Annotated in this window: 25 protein-coding genes and 2 pseudogenes; 9 read left to right on the top strand and 18 right to left on the bottom strand. The window is 60.1% G+C overall.

Annotated elements, in window-relative coordinates; all coding sequences use genetic code 11:
* Positions 1-102: 102 nt before the first annotated feature.
* The 5 genes from repC to ACS3QZ_RS19915 all read right to left on the bottom strand — a co-directional run bounded on the left by repC (position 103) and on the right by ACS3QZ_RS19915 (position 5,550).
* Positions 103-1,314, bottom strand: a complete 1,212-nt coding sequence (gene repC / locus ACS3QZ_RS19935) for a plasmid replication protein RepC (RefSeq protein WP_456039468.1) — start codon at positions 1,312-1,314, stop codon at positions 103-105.
* Between the two features lie 213 nt (positions 1,315-1,527).
* On the bottom strand, positions 1,528-2,457 hold the full coding sequence (gene repB, locus ACS3QZ_RS19930) for a plasmid partitioning protein RepB (protein WP_456039467.1): 930 nt from the start codon (positions 2,455-2,457) through the stop codon (positions 1,528-1,530).
* Complete coding sequence (gene repA, locus ACS3QZ_RS19925; protein WP_040179904.1) at positions 2,441-3,634, bottom strand: plasmid partitioning protein RepA; 1,194 nt, start codon at positions 3,632-3,634, stop codon at positions 2,441-2,443. The genes repB and repA overlap by 17 nt, the downstream gene beginning before the upstream one ends.
* A 134-nt stretch (positions 3,635-3,768) precedes the next feature.
* Entirely contained in the window at positions 3,769-4,650 is an 882-nt protein-coding gene (locus ACS3QZ_RS19920; protein WP_456039505.1) for a recombinase family protein, read from the bottom strand.
* A 216-nt stretch (positions 4,651-4,866) separates the two neighbouring features.
* Positions 4,867-5,550, bottom strand: coding sequence for an IS6 family transposase (locus ACS3QZ_RS19915; RefSeq protein ID WP_456039504.1), 684 nt, complete (start codon positions 5,548-5,550; stop codon positions 4,867-4,869).
* 77 nt (positions 5,551-5,627) lie between these two features.
* On the opposite strand from ACS3QZ_RS19915, the pseudogene ACS3QZ_RS19910 reads away from it, so the two are divergent.
* Positions 5,628-6,620 (top strand): annotated as a pseudogene (locus ACS3QZ_RS19910) (hypothetical protein); the annotation flags it as partial.
* Positions 6,621-7,130: 510 nt separating this feature from the next.
* Here ACS3QZ_RS19910 and ACS3QZ_RS19905 read toward each other — a convergent pair.
* The 10 genes and pseudogenes from ACS3QZ_RS19905 to ACS3QZ_RS19860 form a co-directional block, all read right to left on the bottom strand.
* Positions 7,131-7,610 (bottom strand): DUF411 domain-containing protein, encoded by a 480-nt coding sequence (locus ACS3QZ_RS19905; protein ID WP_456039466.1) that lies wholly within the window; start codon positions 7,608-7,610, stop codon positions 7,131-7,133.
* Between the two features lie 45 nt (positions 7,611-7,655).
* A complete protein-coding gene (locus ACS3QZ_RS19900; protein ID WP_456039465.1) occupies positions 7,656-9,986 on the bottom strand; it encodes a heavy metal translocating P-type ATPase in 2,331 nt (776 codons plus the stop codon).
* A gap of 55 nt (positions 9,987-10,041) precedes the next feature.
* Entirely contained in the window at positions 10,042-10,737 is a 696-nt protein-coding gene (locus tag ACS3QZ_RS19895) for a TVP38/TMEM64 family protein (RefSeq protein ID WP_108641800.1), read from the bottom strand.
* Position 10,738: 1 nt separating this feature from the next.
* Complete coding sequence (locus tag ACS3QZ_RS19890; RefSeq protein WP_108641801.1) at positions 10,739-11,125, bottom strand: DUF302 domain-containing protein; 387 nt, start codon at positions 11,123-11,125, stop codon at positions 10,739-10,741.
* 16 nt (positions 11,126-11,141) lie between these two features.
* Positions 11,142-11,267 (bottom strand): hypothetical protein, encoded by a 126-nt coding sequence (locus ACS3QZ_RS19885; RefSeq protein WP_268888901.1) that lies wholly within the window; start codon positions 11,265-11,267, stop codon positions 11,142-11,144.
* 395 nt (positions 11,268-11,662) lie between these two features.
* A complete protein-coding gene (nhaA, locus tag ACS3QZ_RS19880; RefSeq protein ID WP_456039464.1) occupies positions 11,663-12,973 on the bottom strand; it encodes a Na+/H+ antiporter NhaA in 1,311 nt (436 codons plus the stop codon).
* Positions 12,974-13,242: 269 nt separating this feature from the next.
* Entirely contained in the window at positions 13,243-13,377 is a 135-nt protein-coding gene (locus ACS3QZ_RS19875; RefSeq protein ID WP_323718303.1) for a hypothetical protein, read from the bottom strand.
* A gap of 106 nt (positions 13,378-13,483) precedes the next feature.
* Positions 13,484-15,124 (bottom strand): chaperonin GroEL, encoded by a 1,641-nt coding sequence (gene groL / locus ACS3QZ_RS19870; RefSeq protein ID WP_456039503.1) that lies wholly within the window; start codon positions 15,122-15,124, stop codon positions 13,484-13,486.
* A gap of 41 nt (positions 15,125-15,165) precedes the next feature.
* Positions 15,166-15,453, bottom strand: a pseudogene (locus ACS3QZ_RS19865) (co-chaperone GroES).
* A gap of 133 nt (positions 15,454-15,586) precedes the next feature.
* Positions 15,587-15,823, bottom strand: coding sequence for a hypothetical protein (locus tag ACS3QZ_RS19860; protein WP_165099949.1), 237 nt, complete (start codon positions 15,821-15,823; stop codon positions 15,587-15,589).
* Positions 15,824-15,973: 150 nt separating this feature from the next.
* On the opposite strand from ACS3QZ_RS19860, the gene ACS3QZ_RS19855 reads away from it, so the two are divergent.
* Entirely contained in the window at positions 15,974-16,708 is a 735-nt protein-coding gene (locus ACS3QZ_RS19855; protein ID WP_456039463.1) for a Crp/Fnr family transcriptional regulator, read from the top strand.
* Positions 16,709-16,767: 59 nt separating this feature from the next.
* Here the strand turns inward: ACS3QZ_RS19855 and ACS3QZ_RS19850 are convergent, their stop codons facing one another.
* The 3 genes from ACS3QZ_RS19850 to ACS3QZ_RS19840 all read right to left on the bottom strand — a co-directional run bounded on the left by ACS3QZ_RS19850 (position 16,768) and on the right by ACS3QZ_RS19840 (position 18,006).
* The gene (locus ACS3QZ_RS19850; protein ID WP_456039462.1) at positions 16,768-16,956 is read right to left on the bottom strand and encodes a hypothetical protein; all 189 of its coding nucleotides are present in this window, start codon (positions 16,954-16,956) and stop codon (positions 16,768-16,770) included.
* A 214-nt stretch (positions 16,957-17,170) separates the two neighbouring features.
* Positions 17,171-17,584 carry a hypothetical protein gene (locus ACS3QZ_RS19845; RefSeq protein WP_456039461.1) on the bottom strand — a complete coding sequence of 138 codons (414 nt, stop codon included), beginning with the start codon at positions 17,582-17,584 and terminating at the stop codon, positions 17,171-17,173.
* The gene (locus ACS3QZ_RS19840; RefSeq protein WP_456039460.1) at positions 17,581-18,006 is read right to left on the bottom strand and encodes a hypothetical protein; all 426 of its coding nucleotides are present in this window, start codon (positions 18,004-18,006) and stop codon (positions 17,581-17,583) included. Before ACS3QZ_RS19840 ends, ACS3QZ_RS19845 begins: the two co-directional genes overlap by 4 nt.
* A gap of 272 nt (positions 18,007-18,278) precedes the next feature.
* On the opposite strand from ACS3QZ_RS19840, the gene ACS3QZ_RS19835 reads away from it, so the two are divergent.
* The 7 genes from ACS3QZ_RS19835 to ACS3QZ_RS19805 all read left to right on the top strand — a co-directional run bounded on the left by ACS3QZ_RS19835 (position 18,279) and on the right by ACS3QZ_RS19805 (position 23,384).
* The gene (locus ACS3QZ_RS19835) at positions 18,279-18,593 is read left to right on the top strand and encodes a hypothetical protein (RefSeq protein ID WP_456039459.1); all 315 of its coding nucleotides are present in this window, start codon (positions 18,279-18,281) and stop codon (positions 18,591-18,593) included.
* Entirely contained in the window at positions 18,590-18,934 is a 345-nt protein-coding gene (locus ACS3QZ_RS19830) for a hypothetical protein (protein ID WP_073038017.1), read from the top strand. The genes ACS3QZ_RS19835 and ACS3QZ_RS19830 overlap by 4 nt, the downstream gene beginning before the upstream one ends.
* A 107-nt stretch (positions 18,935-19,041) precedes the next feature.
* On the top strand, positions 19,042-20,109 hold the full coding sequence (hflK, locus tag ACS3QZ_RS19825) for an FtsH protease activity modulator HflK (RefSeq protein ID WP_456039458.1): 1,068 nt from the start codon (positions 19,042-19,044) through the stop codon (positions 20,107-20,109).
* Complete coding sequence (gene hflC, locus ACS3QZ_RS19820; RefSeq protein WP_456039457.1) at positions 20,106-21,194, top strand: protease modulator HflC; 1,089 nt, start codon at positions 20,106-20,108, stop codon at positions 21,192-21,194. Before hflK ends, hflC begins: the two co-directional genes overlap by 4 nt.
* A gap of 270 nt (positions 21,195-21,464) precedes the next feature.
* Positions 21,465-21,944, top strand: coding sequence for a hypothetical protein (locus ACS3QZ_RS19815; protein WP_456039456.1), 480 nt, complete (start codon positions 21,465-21,467; stop codon positions 21,942-21,944).
* A gap of 367 nt (positions 21,945-22,311) precedes the next feature.
* Positions 22,312-23,118: a transglutaminase-like domain-containing protein gene (locus ACS3QZ_RS19810; protein WP_456039502.1), complete on the top strand. Its 807-nt coding sequence runs from the start codon at positions 22,312-22,314 to the stop codon at positions 23,116-23,118.
* Positions 23,119-23,204: 86 nt separating this feature from the next.
* The gene (locus ACS3QZ_RS19805) at positions 23,205-23,384 is read left to right on the top strand and encodes a hypothetical protein (protein WP_456039455.1); all 180 of its coding nucleotides are present in this window, start codon (positions 23,205-23,207) and stop codon (positions 23,382-23,384) included.
* Positions 23,385-23,412: the final 28 nt, after the last annotated feature.

Raw genomic sequence — 23,412 nt, 5'->3', positions numbered from 1 at the left:
CCCTCTCCTGTTCTGGCGCTCCCGAGACAGGACCTTAACAGCTGTTAAGTCGTCAGTCCCGAGGTGGCGGAACAGTACGCAGTCTCTCAACCTTAACAGCTGTTAAGCTGCAGATCGTCGTCCAATCAATGCCATGACCATCGGCCCACAGGAAAACTCATCGGCCGCAGCTTTGGCAGTCAGAGCTCTCAAGTATCCACCAGGCGATCTGATGTCCTCAAAGCGTTCCAGCATGGCAGAAACGACGATCGACGCTTGCTCCGGACCCATGAACCGCTGCGCTTCTTCCCATGCCGACGCACTGATCCCCATGGCTGGTCGCACATGGCATGCCGCATCGAAAAGCTGGTGCCAATGGCGGATTTCGCCTTGGTAGAAGGTCTTGAGCGAGGGACATGCCGCGATCACCAGGTGCAGCGGGATCTTTGGCAGGTGTCTTGTGTCCTGTTCATCGACGTCAGCCGCGGGCTCATCCCTGTCCACATCTGGCACGCCGGCCGCCGCCCCGCTTTTTTCTAAAGCAGGTTCAAGATCTATAGATTCTTTATTTGAATTATGATGGTGACGCTCAGATCGGGCATCATTGGTGTTCATTTCTTCTGTTTCAGAGCCATCAATGATGTTGCGTGCCTGGTCGAGGAGAGCTTCAAGATCGTCTCGATAGGCCGCGAGGTCCTCAATTGAAAGTTTGCGGCGAAGCGCGCGCGCTGTGAGGATAGCCTTGTCACGAAGCTGGTCCCAGATGCCTAGGCCTGGCTGCATCTCGTCTCCGAACTCCGCGAGGGCCGCGAGATCACGCCGCATGAGGCTTACAACCTCTCTCAGACGCCTGACGCGCTCCTCAGCCTCACGTACGGCCTCTGCGGCCCGTGCTATCTCCTCGGACTGGCAGTAGAGCGGGGAGAGATCGAAGCCAAAGGCGACGCGCTCTTCGCCGTGCTTGCGGACGTAGCGCTTTCCATTGGGGCTATCACGCCGCTGAAGCAAACCAGCCTCGACAAGACGCGCGAGGTGACGACGCATCGTTGAGCACGGCATACCATTCAGGCGCTCACAGATCGCCTTGTTCGAGGGGAAGACTACCATCTCGGCGTTCCCGCCAAGTGCATCGTCTGGAAAGAAGCTGAGGAGCCCCTGCAAAACGGTCAAATCACGCTCTGACACGCCAAAGGCCGCTTGCGCCTTGGAGAGCTCGCGCAGGAGTTCCCACTTGTTGACGGGTCTGCCCGGAACAGATGCCTCGGGTCGCTCGATCACGCGCAGATGGGCGTGCGAGATCGGCCGCATAAACGGCGAAATCGGTGTGTACTCCATGAAAACGTTCACGAAGGCAAAATTTCTACGGCCCGCGAATCGCTTTGCGCTTGCGGGGTAGGGGCCAGAACGCTACATTCAGAAGTGCGAAAACTGAGATTTTGTAGCGGGCTGATCCCGGTGCGAAACCTTACAAAGGTCTCGTGAAGCTAGCTTCTCGGGGCCTTTTTCTTTTTGCCTGTATCGTGCCTCCTTCTTGTTGGTTGCTCTTCCTCAGTCTCCTGAACGCTTCCAGCGCTCATGAAGCTCGGTAATCAGCTTTGGGGCATTGCCCTCCAACCAGTTGATAAAATCAGGTTCATCCGTAGTCAGATCGAGTTTAAGCTGCTTGCCTTGGCGGCCGGTCTTGACCGTCGCAGCTCCGACACCGGGGATCGCCAAAGCAGGCACGCCCTTTCTAGACGGGTTTGCTTTCTTCTCTGGGCTCTTCGTAGCTGCCAGAACTGCGAGAAACGCACGCTCAGAAACCTCATCGACCGAGCCGGAACTTTCGGACTTGGCTGCATGAGCTACGGCTTGCAGTTGGTCTCGATCACCGTCGTAGGCACCCAAAGCCTTTTTGAGCTCTTCCCATCTCGGGCGACCAATCCCGGGAGCCGCACCAATTGCCTGGATGAGTTCCTCGCCGACCGTCCGAACGACACTCAAGAGTTGTGAAACCCCAGCTTCGTGGAGGTTAAGGACTTCGGCGACACCTCGATTGGTGCGCTCAGCCCCTTCCAAATGGTCACCGTCCAGAAGCGCCGTCGCAACAAGCGCACGTTCAATAAAGCTAAGATCACGACGCTCTTGGTTCTCGAGAAGCTGATCCCGAAGCGCTTGATCGCCCTCAACTTCCGTGACGATGGCTCGAACTTTGATACCGAGTTCGCGACATGCTTCTAGGCGCCTGCGGCCATAGATCAGGTTGTAGCGATCGCCTTCCAGTGGGCGGACCAATACAGGCACACGCTGACCGTTCTTGGAGATAGAGTTCTTCAGGCCCTCAACTTCAATCTGAAGCCTGTCATCCAACCGTCCTTCGGTAACAATCTGCGCCGGATCGATCTCAAATACACCGCCACGCAGTCGGCGCCCTTCAAGAGCGTCAGGAGCGTTGCGAAGGGTCTGCAGCGGCAGGCCGAGTTTAGGCTTTCTTGCCATTCCGCCCCCATGTGTTCTGGATGATTTCAGCGATCTCATCGTTGACTGCGTTCATGGATTCGATCGCACGATCAAACGTCTGACGCGTGAAGTCCTTCTTGTCAGCTTCGTAGAGCGTTTGTTTGGTCAAGCCGGCATCAGAAATTGCGGTCGATTCAACCATGTGATTGGTCAGGACCGACCTCCCGAACAGTCCGCGAATGAAAGCGATGACTTCAGTTTGTGGCGCGTCGCCGACTTTGTATCGCGTTGGCAAAAAGCGCAGCCAATCGAAGCGCAGATTTGCGCCTGCATCCCTGATCACTCCCAGGAGATCCGCGGTCATTCGCAGGAATTGGGACATCGACATGAGGTCAAGCATCTGCGGGTGAACCGTCACGAGGACACCCGAGGACGCGGAAAGTGCTGACATCGTCAAGAAACCAAGCTGCGGCGGACAGTCGATCACAACAACGTCGTAGTTCGCTTCAACACTATCGAGTGCGTCATGAACTCTCGCGAAGAACGCTTTCGCTCCGCCTCGCTGGATAGCAGCAGGCGTCTCGTGCTCGAACTCCATGAGTTCAAGGTTGCCCGGGATAAGATCAAGGCCGCGGATGTAGGTCTTGCGGATCACTTCGGCGATCGGAACCGGATCGTCATAGCGAACGGCATCATAGAGGGTTCCGCCCTCCATAAGGTCGAGTTCTGGCTGGATTCCGTGAAGAGCCGAAAGAGATGCTTGGGGGTCGAGATCGATCGCAAGAACCCTGTACCCCTTGAGCGCCAAGCGTTGAGCGAGGTGAGCAGACGTCGTCGTTTTGCCGGACCCGCCCTTGAAGTTCACCACTGAAATAACTTGAAGCTCGTCACCGTCGCGACGCCCAGGCACGTAAGTTCCAGACTTTTTTGCGTTTCCTTCAAGCGTCTGCCGGATTTCCCAGATATCGTCGAGCGTATAGCGACGATGACTTCCAGCCGTCGTCTCAACGTCAACGATCTTTCCTTCTCGATGAAGCTTCCGAAGATAGGTATGGTCGACGCCAAGGAGCTCAGCAGCTTCGCCGCTGGTCAAAGTGCGCATCACCTTCTTTGCATCCGGAGGGAAGTGTGCGGCGCGCTGAGCATGCAGGTTCGACGCGAGAAGTTCCGCGTAGTGCCCGATGGCGATGTCTAGATCCTGCTCTACTTCGCTCATGTCTGCCCCGATCCGTGGGCGCGTTTTTTATGTGACCGCGCGTTATTTTTCGAGACTATTGCCCGACCAACCAGATTCGTGCAAGCACTTTCTAGATTTAGTGGCAATCGGTTAGGCCAACACAAGTGTGATCCTCAGAGGAGCCCGAGCTTTTCAGCACGCTCCAGCAGCATTCTGACTGAGGAAGGCTGCCAGCTCGTGCGACCTCGAGGGGTGCGCTCACGCATAAACTCAAGCCGGTCGCAGATTGCCTGAAGAGTGATGTCTGGGTCCGCGCCCTTGATGCCGGCGACGATTGCGGGCAGGCGATCGTTGGTTTCGCGGCGCCCGGCGCGGCCAAGCACTTCATTGGGCAGAAATCCGTCGCGCACATATGCCTTCACGGCACGGAGCAAGCGACTTTGTGTCCAGCGGCGATCGTGGGGCAGGGGGCCATTGATGATCCGCAGGACGTCCTCCCAAGCCATATCGGGGCGCAAACGGCGCACATGGGGCACCCAATCCTGCGCAGTTTCGTTCAAGCGCTCCATGAAACCGTCCTGTCGCGCCAGCCGCACTTTGCGCAGCGCGGCGGGGTCCTTGGCGCGAAGTCCTGGGTTGCCACCTACGCGCCCTTTGGCGCGAGCCGAGGCAAGGCCGGCCTTGGTACGCTCTCGGATCAGGGCACGTTCAAACTCGGCGGCAGCGCCCAGAACTTGCAGCGTGAATTTGCCCTGCGGGGATGAGGTGTCGATGGGGTCCTGCAGTGAGCGGAAGAAGGCACCCTTGGCCTCCAGACGCTCAATCACTTCGAGAAGATGCGACAAGGACCGCGCAAGCCGGTCGATCCGAACGACGACCAGCGTATCGCCTTTGTCAACTCGCTCCACCACGCGGGCAAGCACAGGCCGCGCGCGATTGCCGCCCGAGGCGTGCTCTTCAAAGATCTCGGCGCATCCCGCAGACTGCAGTGCCTCAGACTGGGGCAGGGGGGTCTGATCCTCGGTGGAGACGCGCGCATAGCCAATCAGGGGCATGAAACTGGGCCGTTTGCAATTTAATATATAGCGAATAAACGACCGTTTGTAAACGAATGCAAGTGAGTGTTCTCTCGTCGTGCTGGCGTACAATGCCTTGGTTTCCTTGCGCTGAGCGCGATCTGAGAGGTTCCGCCGGCAGACGCGCGCGCGCACTATATCAGGTAGTGTCGCAAAGTTGACGTGATGTTGAGTTTGTTCAACCTCTGGGCACAGCTATCCAGCAAGCAATGCAAATTGCTGGAAACCCGATAAGCTAGGATTTTCGAACTGTTGTTTGCGGATCATGTTTGCGACTTCTATTCCTTCCAGCGTAGCTGCTGCTCCTGAAAAAGAACTGAAGCCACCCATGTTTCGAACCCGCCTTTTGATGAAACGGTGATCCTGTTCGATGAGGTTGTTGAGATACTTAGATTGAACCGTGTGGACCGAAACAGGGCATCCAAATCGCTTGAAGGTTTTGTTTATCTCACGGATCCCTGCTTTGTTTGCTCCGCTTTTGTCGATCACAATCTTTTCAGGAATGCCATTGGACGCCAGCGCATTGGCAAAGAATTTCTTCGCCGCAGCGGTGTTGCGTCGCTCTGATAACATAAAATCAAGGGTGTTCCCGTATTTGTCTACTGCACGATACAGATATTTCCAAACACCCTTCACTCGCACATAAGTCTCATCCATGCGCCATGATCGGTTTGTTTTTCGTTTGGCTGCATGAGCTTTTAGTGCGATCAGCGGGGAATACTTGATTACCCATCGGTTAAGCGTTGCATGGTCAACAACCACTCCTCGCTCTGCCAGGATTTCCTCCAAATCGCGGTAGGACACACCGTACCGCAAATAGAAATACATCGCGTGAAGGATGACATCTTTTGGATACTGGGCGCCCTTAAACGAAATCATCGCCAAACCTAACCTGATGAAACTTGAAGGACACTTCTTAACGGTTTTCGCAAAACTTTGCGACACTACCGGCTCACGAAGACGATCTCTGGTTTCTACCTGAGTCACTAGAAGAAGAACCGGATGATTTGCCTCCAGGGCCACGGGCGGAACCGCCCGACACTGCTGTCATCGAAGACTGGGTAAAGGCAGAAGGCGTTCACGCTGCGCGACTGGCAAGAGTGGCTGGACGCCTGGGGGCTCTGGATGACCGGCTGCTGCGTGGCCCGGAAGGCTGGCGGCATCGTCTCGCTCTTATCGAGGCAGCGGACCTCAGTTGGTTCGCAGGGGATCGGGTGAGTTCTGATCGTCTTGCGCTCTGGGTTTCGATGCGGCTCTCGGGCGCGCAGGATGACCCAAATGCTCTGGCAAGAGTTGGATGGGCTGTTCGGCGCCTGACAGGCGGTCCCGGACCAAAGGGTGACTTGGCCGCCTTCCTAGATCGCCGCGATCCCGAGAACATTGAAGACAGCACTGAGCGTTTCGAAGATCGCGCGGGCGGATGGCTGGACGTAATGGCAGCTGCATGTGATTTCCACCCAATCACGCGGGCTTGCATGGGCTTTCATCTCTGGAGCCTGGCGGGCCTCGGACAGCACGGCGACCGTATGGAAGCCGCAGTCACCGCGTCCAGGATCGCGGCCAGCGACGGAAGCGGCGCCATCTTCGCACCGCTCGCTATGGGCGGGGCAGGGGGGCTGCGTGTCTCGGGCTCGCCAACCGAACGCTTGGCCCGCTGGTTGGATGGGATGAACAACGGGATTTTAACGGCGATGCGAACACTTGATGGTATTGAAGCGTGGACCGGGCGAGCAGAAAGCGTCATGGCGCAATTGTCTGGCCGCACGCCGGTCGCCTTGCGAAAAACTTTCTCTGAGTGGCCCTTGGTGTCCGCCCCAATGGCTGAGGCCATGACCGGAGCTAGTCGCGCCGCGGTTCAGCGCAATCTGACGCGGATGGAAGAAAGCGGTTTGATCCGTGAGATGACGGGGCAGGCGCGGTTTAAGATGTGGAAAGCTGATGGCGTATAGACTGTCCAGTGATGGATGGTCGCGATTAGCGCTGCTTTTCAGAGGTTTACGTGACAGCGTGTGCAGTGATGTTCATGTTTCGATCGCGCAGTTTCGTGTCCCGTCGCACTTGTCGCAACCCGCCCTCATGAGCGGAGTCACGTACGATCATTTAGCCCGCAGGCGAATAAAATGACCTCGCTTGGGCGCTGACCTCTCAGGCATCGGCGCGCCCGAAAAGAAGCAGGGTTAATGAGGCCGAGGCGCATCATTCTCGTTCTCGCGACGGTCTGGCTAAGCGGCGGCGCGACGGGCGCTTCTGACAGATATCGGCACAGGGCGTGTCCGCCCGCCGTCGAGTACAGCTGGGAGTTCCAGATGCGGGCTGCCGAGGAACCTACTTTGATGCCAGAGGAGTCGGCGGCTGTGGAGATGCTGAGCGACTACATCGTGATGCGGGAACAGGTGCGGGCGTACCCCAGACCATGAAACCATGTGCCGGGCATCAATGATGGTCGATCCGAGGAGGTGTCAGGCAGCCTCATAGCGGGCGAGCACCTCTGTCGTACCGTCGCGCTGGATCAGGAACACGTCGTAGGCTTCGCGCGCGCTCTCCGGCCCCATCCCCGGCGAGCCATAAGGCATGCCCGGGACGGCCAGACCGACCGCATTGGGCCGCTCTGCCAGGAGACGCCGAATATCCGTGGCAGGGACGTGCCCCTCGATCATGTAGCCATCGATCCGGGCCGTGTGGCAGGACACCATCTCTTGCGGGATCCCGTTGTCGGACTTGTACCGCATCAGCAGCGTTCCGAAGCTGTTCTCGGTGGTAACCTCGAAGCCGTGGCTTTCCAGGATCTCGATCCAGGCGGAACAGCAGCCGCAGTTCGGATCCTTCAGAACATGTACCGCCGGTCCGGCGGATTGGGCCAGCGATGCCTGTGGGGCTGCTGCAAGGAGCGTCGCGCCGCCGACCAGCACTTCGCGACGGGTAGGTCTTTCGTGGTTCATGCCGTTCTCCTTTACCAAATGGAAACTGATATAGGGCTGTCGGTCTCAAAGGTCGATCCGCCTGAGGCGCAGCGCGTTGGTGATGACAGATACCGACGACAGACTCATCGCGGCGGCGGCGATCATCGGCGACAGCAACAGGCCGACAAACGGATACAGAACCCCGGCGGCGATGGGCACGCCCGCGGCGTTGTAGACGAAGGCGAAGAACAGGTTCTGCTTGATGTTCCTCAGTGTCGCCACCGCCAGCTTCCGCGCCCGGACAAGCCCCACGAGGTCGCCGCGCATGAGCGTGATCCCCGCGCTTTCCACCGCCACATCGGCCCCGGTGCTCATGGCGATACCGACGTCGGCCGCAGCCAGCGCCGGGGCGTCGTTCACGCCGTCGCCGGCCATCGCAACGGAGGCGCCCTTCGCGCGCAGCTCTTCGACGAGTTTCTGCTTGTCCTCCGGCAGGACGCCCGCGCGCACCTCGTCGATGCCGAGCTTGCCAGCAACCGCCTGTGCGGTGCGTTCGTTGTCGCCGGTGGCCATGATGATCTTGAGGCCGAGAGCGTGAAGGTCGCGGATCGCGGCCGCCGTCGTCTCCTTGATCGGGTCGGCCACGGCGACGATCCCGGCCAGAGCGCCATCGACGGCGACGAACATCGCGGTCTTGCCATCGGCGCGGAGCGTATCGGCGTCCGCCTCGGCCTCGTCCGTCGCAAGACCGAGATCCGACATCATGGCGGCATTGCCGAGCGCGACTTTGCGCCCCCCGACCGTGCCGTGCACGCCCTTGCCGGTCACGGCCTCGAAATCCTCGGCTGTACCGAGCGACAGGTCGCGGTCCTTGGCGCCGGCCACGATCGCCTCGGCGAGCGGATGCTCGGAGCCACGCTCGAGCGCTGCGGCGAGGGCCAGTACCTCCGCCTCGTCGCCCTGAAGCGCCACCACGTCGGTCAGACGCGGCTTGCCTTCGGTCAACGTTCCGGTTTTGTCGACGATCACGGTATCGACCCGAGCCATGCGCTCCAACGCCTCGGCGTCCTTGATGAGGACCCCGGCCTGCGCGCCGCGCCCGGCGGCGGTGGTGATCGAGATCGGCGTGGCAAGCCCCAGAGCACAGGGACAGGCGATGATCAGGACCGACACGGCCGAGGCGATGGCGAAGGCCAGCGCCGGTTCGGGCCCGGCCCAGAGCCAGACGACGAAGGCGACGATGGCCACCAGAACCACGGTCGGCACGAAAATCGAGGACACCTTATCTGCCAGACCCTGGATCGGTGCCCGCGAGCGCCGCGCCCCTGCAACCATCTCGACGATCTGCGAGAGGACCGTTTCGGCACCGACTTTGGTCGCGCGAACAGCAAGCGTCCCGTTCTTGTTGATCGTACCGCCGGTGACGCGGTCGCCTTCGACCTTCTCAACCGGTATCGACTCGCCCGTTATCATGCTCTCGTCGACCGAGGAGCGGCCTTCGACTACGTCGCCGTCCACCGGCACGCTGTCGCCCGGTCGGACCCGCAAGAGGTCGCCTTCCACGATGTTCTCGAGCTGTGCGTCATATTCCGAGCCGTCCGGTAGGATGCGCCGTGCGGTCTTCGGCGCCAGATCCAGAAGTGCGCGGATCGCATCGCCCGTCCGCTCCCGCGCGCGCAATTCGAGCACCTGACCCAAGAAGATCAGCGCGACGATCACGACGGCGGCCTCGTAGTATGTGCCAACGCCATGGCCCATTCGGTACGCGTCGGGGAACATACCTGGCGCAAAGGTCGCGACCAGCGAGTAGAGATAGGCAGCACCCACGCCAAGTGCGATCAGCGTCCACATGTTCGGAGAGGCATTGCGGAAGGAGTCGATGCCGCGCCGGAAAAACGGCAGCGACGCCCAGAGGACGATGGGCGTCGCCAACACGAACTCCACGTAGCTCGCCGTCTGGTGTCCGATCCAGTCGCGCACCGGCAGCGCCACCATTTCGCCCATGGTGAGCACGATAAGCGGCACCGCCGCCGTCGCCGAGATCCACATGCGGCGGGTGAAGTCGACAAGTTCGTGGCTCGGCTCGTCCGACGGCACCATCGGCTCCAGCGCCATGCCGCAGATCGGGCAACTGCCCGGCGCGTCGCGGACGATCTCGGGGTGCATCGGGCAGGTGTATTGCGTCCCCGGCAGCGCCCGCTGCCCTGTCTTCTTGGCGTTTCCGGAGGCGTAGAAATGCGGGTCTGCACCGAACTTTTCCTGGCAACCGGCCGAGCAGAAGTAAAACGTCTCGCCGCCATGGACGCGGCTGCGGGTGCCCTCCTTGATCTCGACGGTCATTCCGCAGACCGGATCTGTCGCGGTTTCGGCGCCCGGAGCGATGTCGGGCGCGGCATGATGATGATCGTGCTCCATGTTCCGTCTGCCTTTTGTAATTCGTTTCAGCTTGCGGCCTCCAGCTGTTGGAAGCTCAAGTCCCTTCTCGATGTTGATCGCGAGCGCCTGCTTCAGGCGTTCTCCGCATGGCGGCCCAAAGCAGCGGAAGGCCTGTCACGAGCCCGAGGCCGAGCACTGCCCAGGTCGCTCGGCCAAGGTCTCCGCTGACCGCCTCGCCTCCGAAATGCGCGAGCAGGAAGCTTGCCGGAATGATGCCGGCCAGCGTGGCGAGGGCGAACCGCCAGGCGTGCAGGCGGCTGAGGCCCGCAGCGTAGCTGATCATGTCGAAAGACACGAACGGCATCAGGCGGCTGGCGAAAACCGTCGCGGTCAACGCGGTCTGCGAGCCGAGCAGCCCGGCATCGACGCGGTCACCAAAGATCCGCCGCAGGACATCATGCCCCAGAACCCGTGCGAGACCGAAGGCGATCAGTGCCCCGAGTTCCGCGCCGATGACGACCTGCACGGTTCCCCAGAGATGTCCGTAGGCCGCTCCGGCCGCCAGTGCGATCGGCGCGCTCGGGATCGGGCTGGCCACGACCGCAAGGGTCATGAGCGTGACGATCAGGACCGGCCCCCAGAGACCCGCGCGCGCCACCAGCATCTCGAGGCGCTCTGGCTCCAGAAGGTCGCGTGCCTCGCTGAACACCGAAGGCGCGAAGTGCCAGACACCGAGCAGTCCGATCCCGAGAATCGCAAGGCCCGTGAGAATGGAGGCGCGCAGGCTCATCTCAGATTGCCGCGACGGCCTTGGTCAGAAGGTCTCGCACATCGCCCGCGACGGCCGTCAGCTCGGCGTTCTCGATCGCCTGCATCGAAGCCACCGGATCGATGGCGCTGACTTCCACTCCGCCCCCCACCTCGCGCAGGATGACGTTGCAGGGCAGCATCGCACCCACACGCGGCTCGATCCCAATGGCCTGATAGGCCATCTTCGGGTTGCAGGCGCCGAGGATGCGATAGGCCGGCATCTCGACATCGAGCTTCTTCTTCATCGTCGCCTTGACGTCGATTTCGGTCAGAACGCCGAAACCCTGATCCGCCAGCGCCTTGCGCGCGCGAGAGTCAATGTCGTCGATACCTGCGCCGGAGATCACGCGATTGATCGTGTAGGTCATTGCGAAGTCCTTTTTCCTATTTCCGAAGATATTTGATCAGCGCCGCTATGGCCAAAACCACCAGCACAAGGATCAACAGGCCGAACAGCCAGCCAAACCCCATTCCGAAACCCATTCCGAAGCCCATGTCGTTCCAATTCATCTTCTCGTCCTCCTAGGTTGCACCCCTAAGGGTCGCCTAATAAACAGGCCTCACTACTGCATGCGCAGTATAGCATAGGATCGGTGTCTGGACGGCGGGGCGCCCTTTCCGGCTTCCGCCTATTGTCGAAGAAGTTTGATCGGTGCCTCTATGGCCAAGATCACCAGTACGAGGATCAGTAGGGCGCAGAGCCAGCCAAGGCCCATACCGGTTCCCGTGTCGTTCCAATTCGTGTTCCCTTCCTTACGGGCAGTTGCTGCACGTTGCGCTGCGTCGTCGGCTGTTGCAGCAACTTTGGGCAGCAAAGCATCTCAGAACTGATCGGCTTCGACATCGACGATGGACAGTAAGGGTACATGAACGAGGTCGCGCAGCGCATCGGCTAAGTATTTTCGTCACCTCATTCGCAATGTGAGCCAAATCAGAAGCGAGATGCCGAGTATCGCCGAGAGCGCTGATCCGCCGAGAATACCCAACTTTGCCGCATTCAGGACGGAACTGTCGAATGCGAGGCCTGCGATGAACAACGACATCGTGAAACCGATCCCCGTCAGAAAAGAGCCGGCCAGAATGAAGGGCCACGACAAGCCCGGCGCGAGTTGCGCCAGGCCGGATCGTACGGCAAACCAGCTGAACCCGAGGACGCCGATCGGTTTTCCCAACACGAGGCCGACAATGATCGCCAGCGAGACCGGTTGTACGAAATCGACACCCTGAATCGTGATGCCGGCATTTGCCAGTGCGAAGATCGGCATGATTGCAAAGCCGACCCAGGGGTGCAGCATCATCTCGAGCCGTTCGACTGGTGAGAGCGACTCAGTGACCGCTCTGCCGGCTTGACGCAGGTCGCGGTGGCTTGCGGCATCTCCTTGTCGACGTTCGCCGGTCGGAACGGCGAGTACGCGCCCAAGGATCTCACGCAGGCGGGCATCGCTCACCCATATGCGCGTTGGCGTCATCAGGCCCAGAATGACGCCTGCAATAGTCGCGTGGACGCCGGAAGCGTCGAAGCATAACCAGACTGCCGCCCCCAGAAGGAAATAGACCGGTACGCTTCTGATCCCGAGGCGCGACGCGCCTGCGACGATACCAATCCCCAGAAAGCCCAATCCGAGAGCCGACCAGTTCAACGCCTCACCGTAACCGAAGGCGACCACAAGGATAGCACCGACGTCGTCAAAGATGGCCAGAGACAGCAGGAACAATCGCAAGGTGGGCGGGATCCGGCTTCCGAAGAGCGCCAGGCACCCGATCACGAAGGCTGTATCGGTTGCCATCACGGTTCCCCAGCCATGTATGCCGGGCTGGCCGGACACCAGCGCAAGATACAGAGAGACCGGCACCACCATGCCACCCAAGGCGCCTGCGCACGGCAGGGCGGCCTGTCGAGGGTTTCGCAATTCGCCCAGCACCAACTCGCGCTTGAGTTCCAGAGAAAGCACGAAGAAGAAAAGGGTCATCAGACCGTCGTTGATCCAGTGCCGCAGAGAGCGGGTGAAATCCAACGAGCCGAATGTGAGACCGATGGGGGTTTCCCAGAAGCTCAGAAAGCCTTCTTGCCACGGTGAGTTGGCCAGCCCCAAAGCCAGCAGTACAGCCAGGAGCAGGAGTCCACCAGCTGCCGCTTCGATCTTCAGGAAGCGTGCGAAGGGTTTCGTTATGCTGTCTGCTGCCTCGTGGGGCAGGCCTTGATGAGTATCGATCACGGGAGAAGCATACCTTTTGGGGTCGACAGAGTCTTTGTCATCGCAACGCAGGTGCGCTGACCACGAGACGCAGTCGCCGGCGCCTCAGCCGCGTCCCGGACGGCTAAGGCGGCAAGCGTCCGGGCCTCTGCGAAAGAAAGAAATCTCCGGTGCTTCTCGTCTCATAGGTGCAGCCTTTCGCAGCGGAAGCTCTGCCAAGAGTTATGCGCGTCGTCTCCCGCCGCCATCTGGCTCCGTATTCAGTGATAGCCAATCACTTGGCCCTCTACCTATTTCTTCTTGTGCTCGCCTAGATTGGTCAGGGCTTTTCCCTTCGTGAAGTCGGCTGTTGCGACGACTTTTTCCTTCGGCTTCTTGGGCTTCTTCGCTTCACGGTTGCCGCGTTGCTTGTTACCTTTGGTCATTTCCGTTTCTCCTGATTGTGAATTATTGTGCTGAACAGATCGGCGTTCATATCCTTCAAGAATGTGATTTCTCGTTCCGAGGCTCGTGCGTATAGGCGCCGTCCATTCACATCATTCCGCCCATTCCACCCATGTCGGACATTTCGGTGCCGGCGCCGCCCTCTTTGGGTTTTTGCGCGACCATCGCCTCGGTCGTGATCAATAGCCCGGCAATGGACGCGGCGTTTTCCAGTGCGATCCGAACGACTTTCGTCGGATCGATGACACCGGCCTTCAGCATGTCGCCGTATTTTTCGGCCTGAGCGTCGAAACCGAAGTTTGGGCTGTCGTTCTCGATCACCTTTCCAACCACAACCGATCCGTCGACCCCGGCATTTTCGGCGATCTGGCGCAGCGGTGCCTGGATCGCGCGGCGGACGATCTTGATGCCGGCATCCTGATCATTGTTCTCACCCTCCAGCGTCGCCAGCACCTTGCCAGCGTGAACCAGGGCCACGCCGCCGCCGGGCACGACACCTTCCTGAACCGCAGCGCGGGTGGCGTTCAGCGCGTCGTCGACGCGGTCCTTGCGCTCCTTCACCTCGATCTCGGTTGCCCCGCCGACCCGGATCACGGCAATGCCACCGGCAAGCTTGGCGAGCCGTTCCTGCAGCTTCTCCTTGTCGTAGTCCGAGGTGGTGTCCTCGACCTGCGCCCGGATCTGCGTCACGCGCGCCGCGATAGCACCTTTGTCGCCGGCACCGTCGATAATCGTCGTGTCATCCTTGGTGATCGTGACTTTTCTGGCGGACCCGAGCATGTCCATGGTGACGTTCTCCAGCTTAGTGCCCATTTCAACGGAAATCACCTGTCCGCCCGTCAGCACGGCGATGTCTTCCATCATCGCCTTGCGGCGATCCCCAAAGCCCGGCGCCTTGACGGCCGCCACCTTCAATCCGCCGCGCAGCTTGTTGACGACCAGCGTCGCCAGCGCCTCGCCTTCGATATCCTCGGCCACGATCAGCAGTTGCTTCTCGGCTTGGATCACGGCCTCCAGCAACGGCACCATGGATATGAGAGAGGTCAGCTTCTTCTCGTGAAGCAGGACGACGCAGTCATCCAGCTCGACGACCATTTTCTGAGCATTCGTGACGAAATAGGGGCTCAGATAACCGCGGTCGAACTGCATGCCTTCGACCACTTCGGTCTCGGTCTCCAACCCCTTGTTTTCCTCGACGGTTATCACGCCTTCCTTGCCGACCTTGGCCATCGCGTCGGCGATCTGCCGACCGATATCGACTTCACCATTGGCCGAAATGGTGCCGACCTTGGCAATCTCGTCGCTGTCGCCGACCGGTCTGGACATGGTCTTGATCTCGGCCACGACCGCAGCGACGGCTTTGTCGATCCCGCGCTTGAGATCCATCGGGTTCATGCCGGCCGCAACCGACTTCATGCCTTCCCGGACAATCGCATGGGCGAGTACGGTTGCCGTGGTGGTTCCGTCGCCAGCCTCGTCGTTCGTGCGCTGCGCGACCTCCTTGACCATCTGGGCGCCCATATTCTCGAAATGGTCCGACAGCTCGATCTCCTTGGCGACGGTCACACCGTCCTTTGTGATGCGCGGCGCACCCCAGGATTTATCGAGAATGACGTTTCGGCCCTTCGGGCCGAGGGTGATCTTGACGGCATTTGCAAGCGTGTTGATGCCTTTCAGCATTCGGTCGCGGGCGTCGGTACTTAATCGAACTTCCTTGGCGGACGTGATGTGAATTCCTGAGACTGAGGTTGATGTGAAAGGTTTCGGACTCAGGCGATCACGCCGAGAATGTCGCTCTCCTTCATGATCAGAAGGTCTTCGCCGTCGAGTTTGATCTCTTAGCCGGACCATTTTCCAAACAGGATCCGGTCGCCGGCTTTGACGTCCATCGGGATGCGCTCGCCGTCCTCGCGCCTTCCCCCGGCACCAACGGAGACAACTTCGCCTTCTTGAGGCTTCTCCTTGGCAGTATCGGGAATGATGAGGCCGCCCTTGGTCGTCTCGTCGCCTTCAATGCGGCGAACGAGCACCCGGTCGTGGAGGGGAGTGAATGACATCGAAGTGCTCCTTGTTGAGATTTCGTTGGCGAAACGGGCCGGGTCGAATGCTTAGCTGCGTTGCGCGCAAGTCCGCGGTATCCTATTCGGTCTCCACTCCGAGAATTCGGATCGACACCGCCGCCCGAGCGGTTCACGGGCGTCGAACAGAGTTCCCGCCAGCGATGATCGTGTTGATCATTTCGGCGACGGCCCGGTGCCTTTCCATTTCGAGTTCGGTGCCAAGGGCGTTCACATGGGTCGCCGCGGCGTCACGAAGAACCCCCACGATCTCGTGTTCCGGCAGCAACCCGCGATCGTTCATGGCAAGCAGGAGCGCCTCGCAGATCGATAGGGCGGCCTGGCCTGCATGTTCGCTTGCGGTGGACATTTGAGTTTCCTTCCTTGGTATCGTGAACCTGAGAGAAGGTGAGGCTCAAATACACGCGTACTTGTCGCAGAAAGTGCTCTATGCTGGACTGATCCAGAGCAGTGTCCAGGCCGATTTCCGCTCTTGGGTCGCAACACGCGAGGAGCCTCAATGACATCATCTGAACAAAGCCCCCTGACCCGCAAGCTCTCGGCCTTCGTCGCTCTGTCGGAGGTCGAGCTGGCCGTGCTTGAGCGCCTGCACCAGCGCCGCCGCTCCTTCGTCGCTGGGCGCGATATGGTCCATCAGGGGCAATCCGATCAAGCCGCATATATCCTGTCCGCGGGTTGGGTCTGTTCTTACAAGCTGCAGGCCGACGGGACCCGGCAGATCGTGGATTTCCAGGTGCCAGGAGATTTTCTCGGGCTGCGGAGCGTTCTCTTGCGCACGTCGGACCACAGCTTCGAACCCATCGTGGACATCGAGGCCGCCGAAGTGCTGAAGAGCGACCTTCTTGATGCGTTCGCGCAGACGTCGCGCCTGGCGACCGCCATACTCTGGGCGGCGTCAAGGGATGAGGCGATGGTGGTGGAACATCTCGTCGGGATCGGTCGGCGTGATGCGGAGGCCCGCATGGCGCATTTTCTGCTGGAACTAGGGTCGCGGCTGGCGCTTGTCGGCATGGGAACCAAGGATGGGTATGACTGCCCGCTGACCCAGTACCACCTCGCGGATGCGCTGGGGCTGAGTGCCATCCATGTGAACCGAGTCCTGCGCCAGCTTCGCGAGAGTAGACTGGTGACCTTTCGGGACGGCAACGTGACGTTTCACGACTATGACGGGCTGGTGGACCTTGCCGAGTTTGATGCAGCCTATTTGGATCTGACCGGGCCGCTCTTGAAATAAGAAGGGCCGCCGGCCATTGATCGGCGGGCGGCCCCGGTGTTCAGGTCAGACGCTGGACATCAAGCGAGCGCGTGGGTCGCCGCATCGAGTTCTTTGTTGGTGTCGGCGTCGTTCTTCGCCGTGTTGGCTTTCTCGGCTGCCTGGTAGTGCTTCAGCGCCGTGTCCTTCTTCGGACCAGCGGGCGCCTTGTCCCACGCGGCCTTCACGGACGTCATCTTTTCGGCAGTCTTGTTCTGTTCGGGTGTCATTGGAATTGTCCTTTCATGGACTTTCCGAGAAAAAAAGCGTGCCGGCATGCCGACCTTTTTGGGATCGACACGCCCACACGCTTTTCAGGAACTTGGTAATTTACAGTGCCGCCAAATATTCGGCGGGCACGGCTTACCTAGCCAATGTCAGCCCTCGCCGCACTGACGCAGGTTAGTCCCGGCGTCTGTGGCGGGTCGATTGCCTTGTCGGCTTTCAAGTCACCGCCGTTTGCTGATGGGAAATCCTTAGCCATTTGTCGTCATCGCTAAGGTACGTTGACGCGCAGAGCGCTTTGTAGATCGGCACGTCGGATTTTTCAGCCGAGACCCGATAAGTGAGGATCGCGATATCGCCGCATCGCGTCACGCGCCGTTCGGCCATGACGACGGAACGCCAGCCGGTTCTCTGCCGAAGGTGGGTCCAGATTTGGTCACCCTCGAGGATGCCGGGCGGATAGGGAAAAATCATCACCGCGTTGGTCGCTGTCGTCGCCTGCGCACTATCGGCGCCGCTGGTCCAGAACTGTTCCTCCATGTCCCAGAGTATGCCCTGTTCGTGTGGAGAAAGCGTACCGGACTTGTGTGCCGCATGGGCCGGTCTCCTCGCGGTCGCGGTTGATACGGTCATTCGCCTGATCCCGACCCGCCAACCATGAACATCTGAAATAGAAGGAAGATAATCGCGAGCACCGCCCAGATCGCTCCGCTTGTCCCCGGGCGGTCGCCGGTCACCGTCGAGGCAGCTCGCTTCAGGCTACCTGACGCCCGGCCTTCGGGAAGCAGCTCGCTCAAGTCTCGTGCGATCCTGCCGTGATCGCTGGCGAGCGCGGGTACGTCCCGAAGTCGGGCAAGCAGCGTTCCCAAGCGTGCCTGCGCGGCATCGTGCCCCAGCATGACCAATTCAGCGGTTTCCTTCCATGGATCGAGGCCAAGCCGCGCGAGCGTGGAGAGCACAGTCACGGCATAGCCGTTCCGGTCCTCGCCGACGGAGGCATGGAGAAACCGATCGAACTCGGGCGGGTGCGGGTTGAGAACATTGGGGTCGGCCATCGCCAATCCTTTCAAGGGTTGCAGGAATGCAGATCATCCCTGTTTTCCAAAGTGTACGCGCAGGTCGGTCCCCGCGCCCTTACACAGGTCAGTGCCCGCAAACCTCTCCAGGGTGTTCGCTACCCGCGCGGCGCCCGGGACTAACATGTGTCAGCACGAGTCGAACGTTTCCGAAGTACAAGAGGAGAAATCGTTCGACTGGTCAGGTCCGGAATCCAAGGGGCCGTCAACAGTGGCGAGCGACGGATCTGCCAAAATCGTGGAGGCCAGAGATGAGCGTGCGTTCATCCAGTTTGAGGGTGACTTTCCTGCACCCGTTCAGCCTAGCCGATTTTCCGGACGAACTTCCGGCCGGGGACTACGAAGTCCTGATTCAGGAACAACTTCTCCGCGGGCAAGGTTTCGAAACGTATCAGAGGACGGCAACCCATATGACCGTTCCTGGCAGAGGGGATCGGGCGGGTTGGATGGAACTGCACAGGATATCAGAGCGCGACCTGAATGAGGCGCTGAGCCGGGATCAGGGTCCGACTGAGATGAACAACCACAGCGAAGCGGCGCTTTCTCCGCAGGAGGACTTGAAATGAATACTCCCGAATGGCTCAAACCCGGCATCTATGGTGCCGTGATCGGTGCTGTCTTTGTCGGCGTCGTCGGATTTACATGGGGTGGCTGGGTGACCGGCGGCACTTCGAATGACCGGGCGGTGGCGATGTCCCGTAATGATGTCGTCGCCTCAATGGTACCGGTCTGCCTCGACATGGCGCGGTCAGACCCGGCTCGGGTGGACAAGCTTGCAACGATCCGTGCAGCCTCAACCTACCAGAGGCGCGACGCTCTCATGACAGCCGGCTGGGCGACGATGCCAGGAACCGATGCCCCAGACCGAGACATTGCGCAAGCCTGCCTGAAGGAACTGGAACTCTGAGGTCATGCTGTTCAGAGCCGACGATGTGATGGCGCAAAACGGTTCGCACCGTCAAACGCGCGAGCCAGGCATCGCACCGAGTGCCAAAACCGAAATAGGAGCTTGCGATGCCTTCTGATAACAATGGACCGGAAGATCGCGGTCCTTGGAAAAACAAGCAGACCCGCGTTTCCCCTGAGGTTGACGCAATTCTCAGGCTGGGCCGGGATCAGCTGAATGGCATCCTGCCGGGCGGTCTGCCACCGGTGAAGCGTCTTGTAATCGGGGCTGCCATTGCGCTTGCGGCGTTTGGAACGTGGTCTTCATATTACACGGTGCCGAGCGACTCTGTTGCGATAGTCCAACGGTTCGGGAAGTACGCGGCCGAGGTCCCTCCGGGGCTGCACTTCAAGATCCCGTTCGGGATCGACGTGACCACGTTGGTCCCGGTCAAGCGCCAGTTGAAACAAGAGTTCGGGTTCACGACTCCTGGTACCTCTGATCCCTATCAGAGCCCGACGGACGGTCCCCGCGAGACCGAGATGGTGACTGGCGATCTAAACGCCGCGCTCGTGGAGTGGGTGGTGCAGTACCGGATTTCCGAACCCCGGAAATTTCTGTTCGAGGTGCGTGAGCCGAGCGCGACCCTGCGTTACGTCTCGGAGTCCGTCATGCGCGAAGTTGTGGGAGACCGCACAGTCGACGAGGTGATCACCGTCGGGCGCCAGGAAATCGAAAGCGAAGCCCTGCTGAAGATGCAGGCGCTCGCGACCAAATACGCGATGGGTATCAGCATCGATCAGGTACAGCTGAAGAACATCAATCCGCCCCAACCCGTTCAGGCCTCGTTCAACGAGGTCAATCAGGCGCAGCAAGAAAAAGAGCGGATCATCAACGAGGCCCGCCGCGAATACAACCGCGTCATACCTTTGGCCGAAGGCGAAAAGGACCAGCGCATCCGCGAAGCCGATGGTTATCGCCTGAGGCGGATCAATGAAGCTGAGGGCGATGCGGCACGCTTCACGGCGCTTCTGACGGAATACCGCCAGGCCCCCGAGGTGACCCGGCGCCGGATCTACATCGAAACCCTTCAGGATGTTCTGCCGGGAATTGGTTCCAAGATCATTGTCGACGGGTCCACAGCAAGCATCCTCCCGCTTTTGAATCTGGATCGACAGACAGGAGAGCAACGATGAAGACCCTTTCGCTCATTGCCTCGGGAATCGCGGTTGCCGGGGTCGTCGCTGCGTCATCCGCCGTCTACACGGTCGGCGAGGTCGAACAGGCCATCATCACCCAGTTCGGCAAGCCGGTCGGCGCGCCGATCACCGAGGCTGGTCTCAAGATAAAACTCCCCTTCGTTCAGGAGGTTAACCGGATCGACAGCCGGGTTCTGGAGTGGGACGGCTCGCCATCGGACATGCCCACCAAGGATAAGCTCTATATCTCGGTCGATCTCTTTGCGCGCTGGAAGATCACCGATCCTCTGCAGTACTTTTTGCGCCTGCGCGACGAACGCAGCGCCCAGTCGCGCCTCGATGATATCCTCGGCAGCGAGACGCGGAATGCTGTTGCCAAGCACGAACTTATCGAGATTGTGCGCACGACCAGGGGCCGGACGCCGCTTCGGGACACGCTTCTGACTGATCAGGAGCTTGCGCAGGACATTGGCGCACTGGTTCCTATCACGAAGGGGCGGGCGCTGGTCGAGCAGCAGATCTTCGAGGCGGCGGCGGAGAAGGTGCGCGTCTTCGGGATTGAGCTTCTCGACATTCGTTTCAAGCGCATAAACTACAATGAGAGCGTACGACCCAAGATCTATGACCGCATGATCTCGGAGCGCCGACAGATTGCCGAAAGATTCCTGTCCGAAGGCAACGGTGAAGCGGCCCGTATTCAAGGCAACAGGGTGCGGGATCTGTACAAGATCCAGTCCGAAGCCTATCGCGCCGTCGAGGAAATCCGCGGTGCCGCCGATGCCGCAGCGGCAGCAATCTATGCGGGCGCCTACAATGTCGATGCCGTTTCGGTCGAATTCTACGATTTCACCCGAACCATGCAGGCCTACGGCGACATGATTTCCGACGACACGACGCTTGTCCTGACGACGGACAGCGATCTGTTCCAGTTCCTGCGCGGCATGCAGGGCGAGGCAGACCCAATCCGCGATCCAGGCAGCGTTCCAAGCGACGGTGGCGTGGCGTCAATCGGCAGGACCCGACCAGCGCAAGACCCCGCGACGCCAATCGTGACACAGACGGAGGTCGAAGCAGGCCGATAGGTTCATGGTGGAAGGTTTCAAGCATGAATAGAGGGTATCAAGCGGGAAGCACGTCAATGACACCTGGACCACCGAGGTCGGTTTCTTTCCGCTTCTGAGCAAGACACACCCACTTAATTTCCGTGCCCCTAACCTGCGTCAGCGCACGATTTGCGCTTGGCTGGTAGGAGGATAGCAAGAGCTGGATCGCGACGAGGCGGTAGCCTGCCTGGCCACACTCGTACGCACGACATCCAGCGTCCCATAGTGCAGCGTGAAGGATGATAAGCCATGACATCAGTGAAACATCTTACCAGGACGGCCGCAGAGACGACCGATCTTGAACGGCGCGTGCTGGCCCATGAACGGATCCTGCAGGCCCTGATCGCCTACATGGCCCGTACCGAGCCGCGTTTCGTCGACCATCTACGAAAACGGTTCGTGGAACCGATGCGCATGGTGCCGCACGAACACGATTACCGCGAAACCGATGATTATGCGGAAGAGTTCATTCGCGCCGTGATGCTCCTCGGAGAGGAGCGCGCGCCCATCGCGAAGGAGCCGAAATTTACCGACAAGAAACCCGTGTCGCCGAAAGACACAGGAGCACAGGATTCTTCCATGAACAGGCCACTGCAGCGCGGTGGAGTTCAGGTGCGCGAAAGAAGCGGCATCTGGGAGGTTAAGGTCGATGGCAAGTTTCGCGGCGACTACCACCAGAAGGAACATGCTCTTGCCGCTGCGGCCCTGCACAAGTTGTCGCCCCGATGACCGGTAGCTCTCATCCGACAGTTCCGCATGACTTCGCAATCCAGGTGGCCGAGAACGAAGGCATGCCATCGAGATCGAAATCCAGGGGCTCCCCGCCGCCGCCCGCGCCCACGCGACGGCTGACCGGAACGCTTACGCTTGGGCTATCGAAGACTCGCGCGGCAACCGGCGGACTCTGGTCCGCCAAGGAGCAAGCGGCGATGAGACATCCCCTCGCGAGGCTGATCGCGAGGACGGCAGTCATAGCCGGCGTGATCGCGTCCTTCGCCTTCCCCGTCCTTGCGCAGGATGGCAGCGGCCCGATGCCTCGGAACGCTCATCCTTGCAAGATAATCATGACATGACCAGACGCGGCCGTGTGTCTGGCATGCGGGTCAGCATCGGGTGTCGTCTGCGATACAGCTTCCCGCAGCCGACGCCGCTGATTGCGATGCTGAACGTCCACTACTCGCGCTTTGGCGATCTGGAGCGTGCCGATTACCTCGTGACGTCGCCAAGCGTGCCGCTCGAAAGCTACCGCGACGGCTTCGGCAACTGGTGTACGCGCCTCCTGGCTCCGGCGGGCGACTTCGCGCTGTCAACGGATGGCATCTTCCGCGACTATGGCCGACCCGATCCCGCGTCCCCTGGCGCGCAGCAGCACGCGGTCCAGGATCTGCCTTTCGAGACCCTCGTGTTTCTTCGGGGCAGCCGGTATTGCGATACCGATCTTCTTTCGGAGGAGGCGTGGCGTCTTTTCGAGACCACGGACCCGGGATGGTCACGCGTTCAGGCGATCTGCGATTTCGTGCATGGGCATGTCCGCTTCGACTACATGCAGGCGAAAGCGACGCGCACCGCATCGCAGTCAATTGCCGAGCGACAGGGCGTCTGCCGTGATTTTGCTCACCTCGCCATCGCCTTGTGCCGCTGCATGAATATTCCGGCACGCTACTGCACCGGATATCTGAGCGACATCGGTGAACCTCTGCCGCATCCGCCCGGGGACTTTGCGGCGTGGATGGAGGTCTTTCTCGCTGGTGAATGGCACATGTTCGACCCGCGGAACAACAAGCCTAAGTTTGCGAGAATTCTGATCGCGCGGGGCCGCGATGCCGCTGACGTCCCTCTGACCCAGACATTTGGTCAGAACACGCTGACGGAGTTCAAGGTTTGGACTGACGATCTGGTGTGATCTTTGTCTTCTTGGCGGCGCGCCATCGTAAATCGGGTCGCCAGCCCCCATATAGGTAGTACCGATGCCAGGCATCCCGGTCCGACATGGACGAGGAGTTGGCGCCGGCCAATCAAAGGATCGATGATATGTCCTTCAAGGACCTGACCGCCAGGGCTGCGGCCGCAATGAAGCCGAAGCCCGCGGAGACCGCGAAGACCCCAGCCAAGGAGAACGAGTCGAAGGCCGCCGGCAAGGATGCGCTAGCGAAATCCAAGACATCTTGAGACGTTCACAGGCCACGCGCCCCATTCT

The organism is Shimia sp. W99, assembly GCF_053851455.3.
Note: the sequence above shows the minus strand (reverse complement) of the source record. Positions and strands in the feature narration are given on the sequence as shown.

What these genes read in the sequence shown, in the direction of transcription:
- repC (WP_456039468.1), bottom strand. Translation starts at nt 1,314, where the DNA reads ATGGAGTACACACCGATTTCGCCGTTTATGCGGCCGATCTCGCACGCC.
- repB (WP_456039467.1), bottom strand. Translation starts at nt 2,457, where the DNA reads ATGGCAAGAAAGCCTAAACTCGGCCTGCCGCTGCAGACCCTTCGCAAC.
- repA (WP_040179904.1), bottom strand. Translation starts at nt 3,634, where the DNA reads ATGAGCGAAGTAGAGCAGGATCTAGACATCGCCATCGGGCACTACGCG.
- ACS3QZ_RS19920 (WP_456039505.1), bottom strand. Translation starts at nt 4,650, where the DNA reads ATGCCCCTGATTGGCTATGCGCGCGTCTCCACCGAGGATCAGACCCCC.
- ACS3QZ_RS19915 (WP_456039504.1), bottom strand. Translation starts at nt 5,550, where the DNA reads ATGATTTCGTTTAAGGGCGCCCAGTATCCAAAAGATGTCATCCTTCAC.
- ACS3QZ_RS19905 (WP_456039466.1), bottom strand. Translation starts at nt 7,610, where the DNA reads ATGAACCACGAAAGACCTACCCGTCGCGAAGTGCTGGTCGGCGGCGCG.
- ACS3QZ_RS19900 (WP_456039465.1), bottom strand. Translation starts at nt 9,986, where the DNA reads ATGGAGCACGATCATCATCATGCCGCGCCCGACATCGCTCCGGGCGCC.
- ACS3QZ_RS19895 (WP_108641800.1), bottom strand. Translation starts at nt 10,737, where the DNA reads ATGAGCCTGCGCGCCTCCATTCTCACGGGCCTTGCGATTCTCGGGATC.
- ACS3QZ_RS19890 (WP_108641801.1), bottom strand. Translation starts at nt 11,125, where the DNA reads ATGACCTACACGATCAATCGCGTGATCTCCGGCGCAGGTATCGACGAC.
- ACS3QZ_RS19885 (WP_268888901.1), bottom strand. Translation starts at nt 11,267, where the DNA reads ATGAATTGGAACGACATGGGCTTCGGAATGGGTTTCGGAATGGGGTTT.
- ACS3QZ_RS19875 (WP_323718303.1), bottom strand. Translation starts at nt 13,377, where the DNA reads ATGACCAAAGGTAACAAGCAACGCGGCAACCGTGAAGCGAAGAAGCCC.
- ACS3QZ_RS19860 (WP_165099949.1), bottom strand. Translation starts at nt 15,823, where the DNA reads ATGTCCACCGCAAGCGAACATGCAGGCCAGGCCGCCCTATCGATCTGC.
- ACS3QZ_RS19855 (WP_456039463.1), top strand. Translation starts at nt 15,974, where the DNA reads ATGACATCATCTGAACAAAGCCCCCTGACCCGCAAGCTCTCGGCCTTC.
- ACS3QZ_RS19850 (WP_456039462.1), bottom strand. Translation starts at nt 16,956, where the DNA reads ATGACACCCGAACAGAACAAGACTGCCGAAAAGATGACGTCCGTGAAG.
- ACS3QZ_RS19845 (WP_456039461.1), bottom strand. Translation starts at nt 17,584, where the DNA reads ATGACCGTATCAACCGCGACCGCGAGGAGACCGGCCCATGCGGCACAC.
- ACS3QZ_RS19840 (WP_456039460.1), bottom strand. Translation starts at nt 18,006, where the DNA reads ATGGCCGACCCCAATGTTCTCAACCCGCACCCGCCCGAGTTCGATCGG.
- ACS3QZ_RS19835 (WP_456039459.1), top strand. Translation starts at nt 18,279, where the DNA reads ATGAGCGTGCGTTCATCCAGTTTGAGGGTGACTTTCCTGCACCCGTTC.
- ACS3QZ_RS19830 (WP_073038017.1), top strand. Translation starts at nt 18,590, where the DNA reads ATGAATACTCCCGAATGGCTCAAACCCGGCATCTATGGTGCCGTGATC.
- hflK (WP_456039458.1), top strand. Translation starts at nt 19,042, where the DNA reads ATGCCTTCTGATAACAATGGACCGGAAGATCGCGGTCCTTGGAAAAAC.
- hflC (WP_456039457.1), top strand. Translation starts at nt 20,106, where the DNA reads ATGAAGACCCTTTCGCTCATTGCCTCGGGAATCGCGGTTGCCGGGGTC.
- ACS3QZ_RS19815 (WP_456039456.1), top strand. Translation starts at nt 21,465, where the DNA reads ATGACATCAGTGAAACATCTTACCAGGACGGCCGCAGAGACGACCGAT.
- ACS3QZ_RS19810 (WP_456039502.1), top strand. Translation starts at nt 22,312, where the DNA reads ATGCGGGTCAGCATCGGGTGTCGTCTGCGATACAGCTTCCCGCAGCCG.
- ACS3QZ_RS19805 (WP_456039455.1), top strand. Translation starts at nt 23,205, where the DNA reads ATGGACGAGGAGTTGGCGCCGGCCAATCAAAGGATCGATGATATGTCC.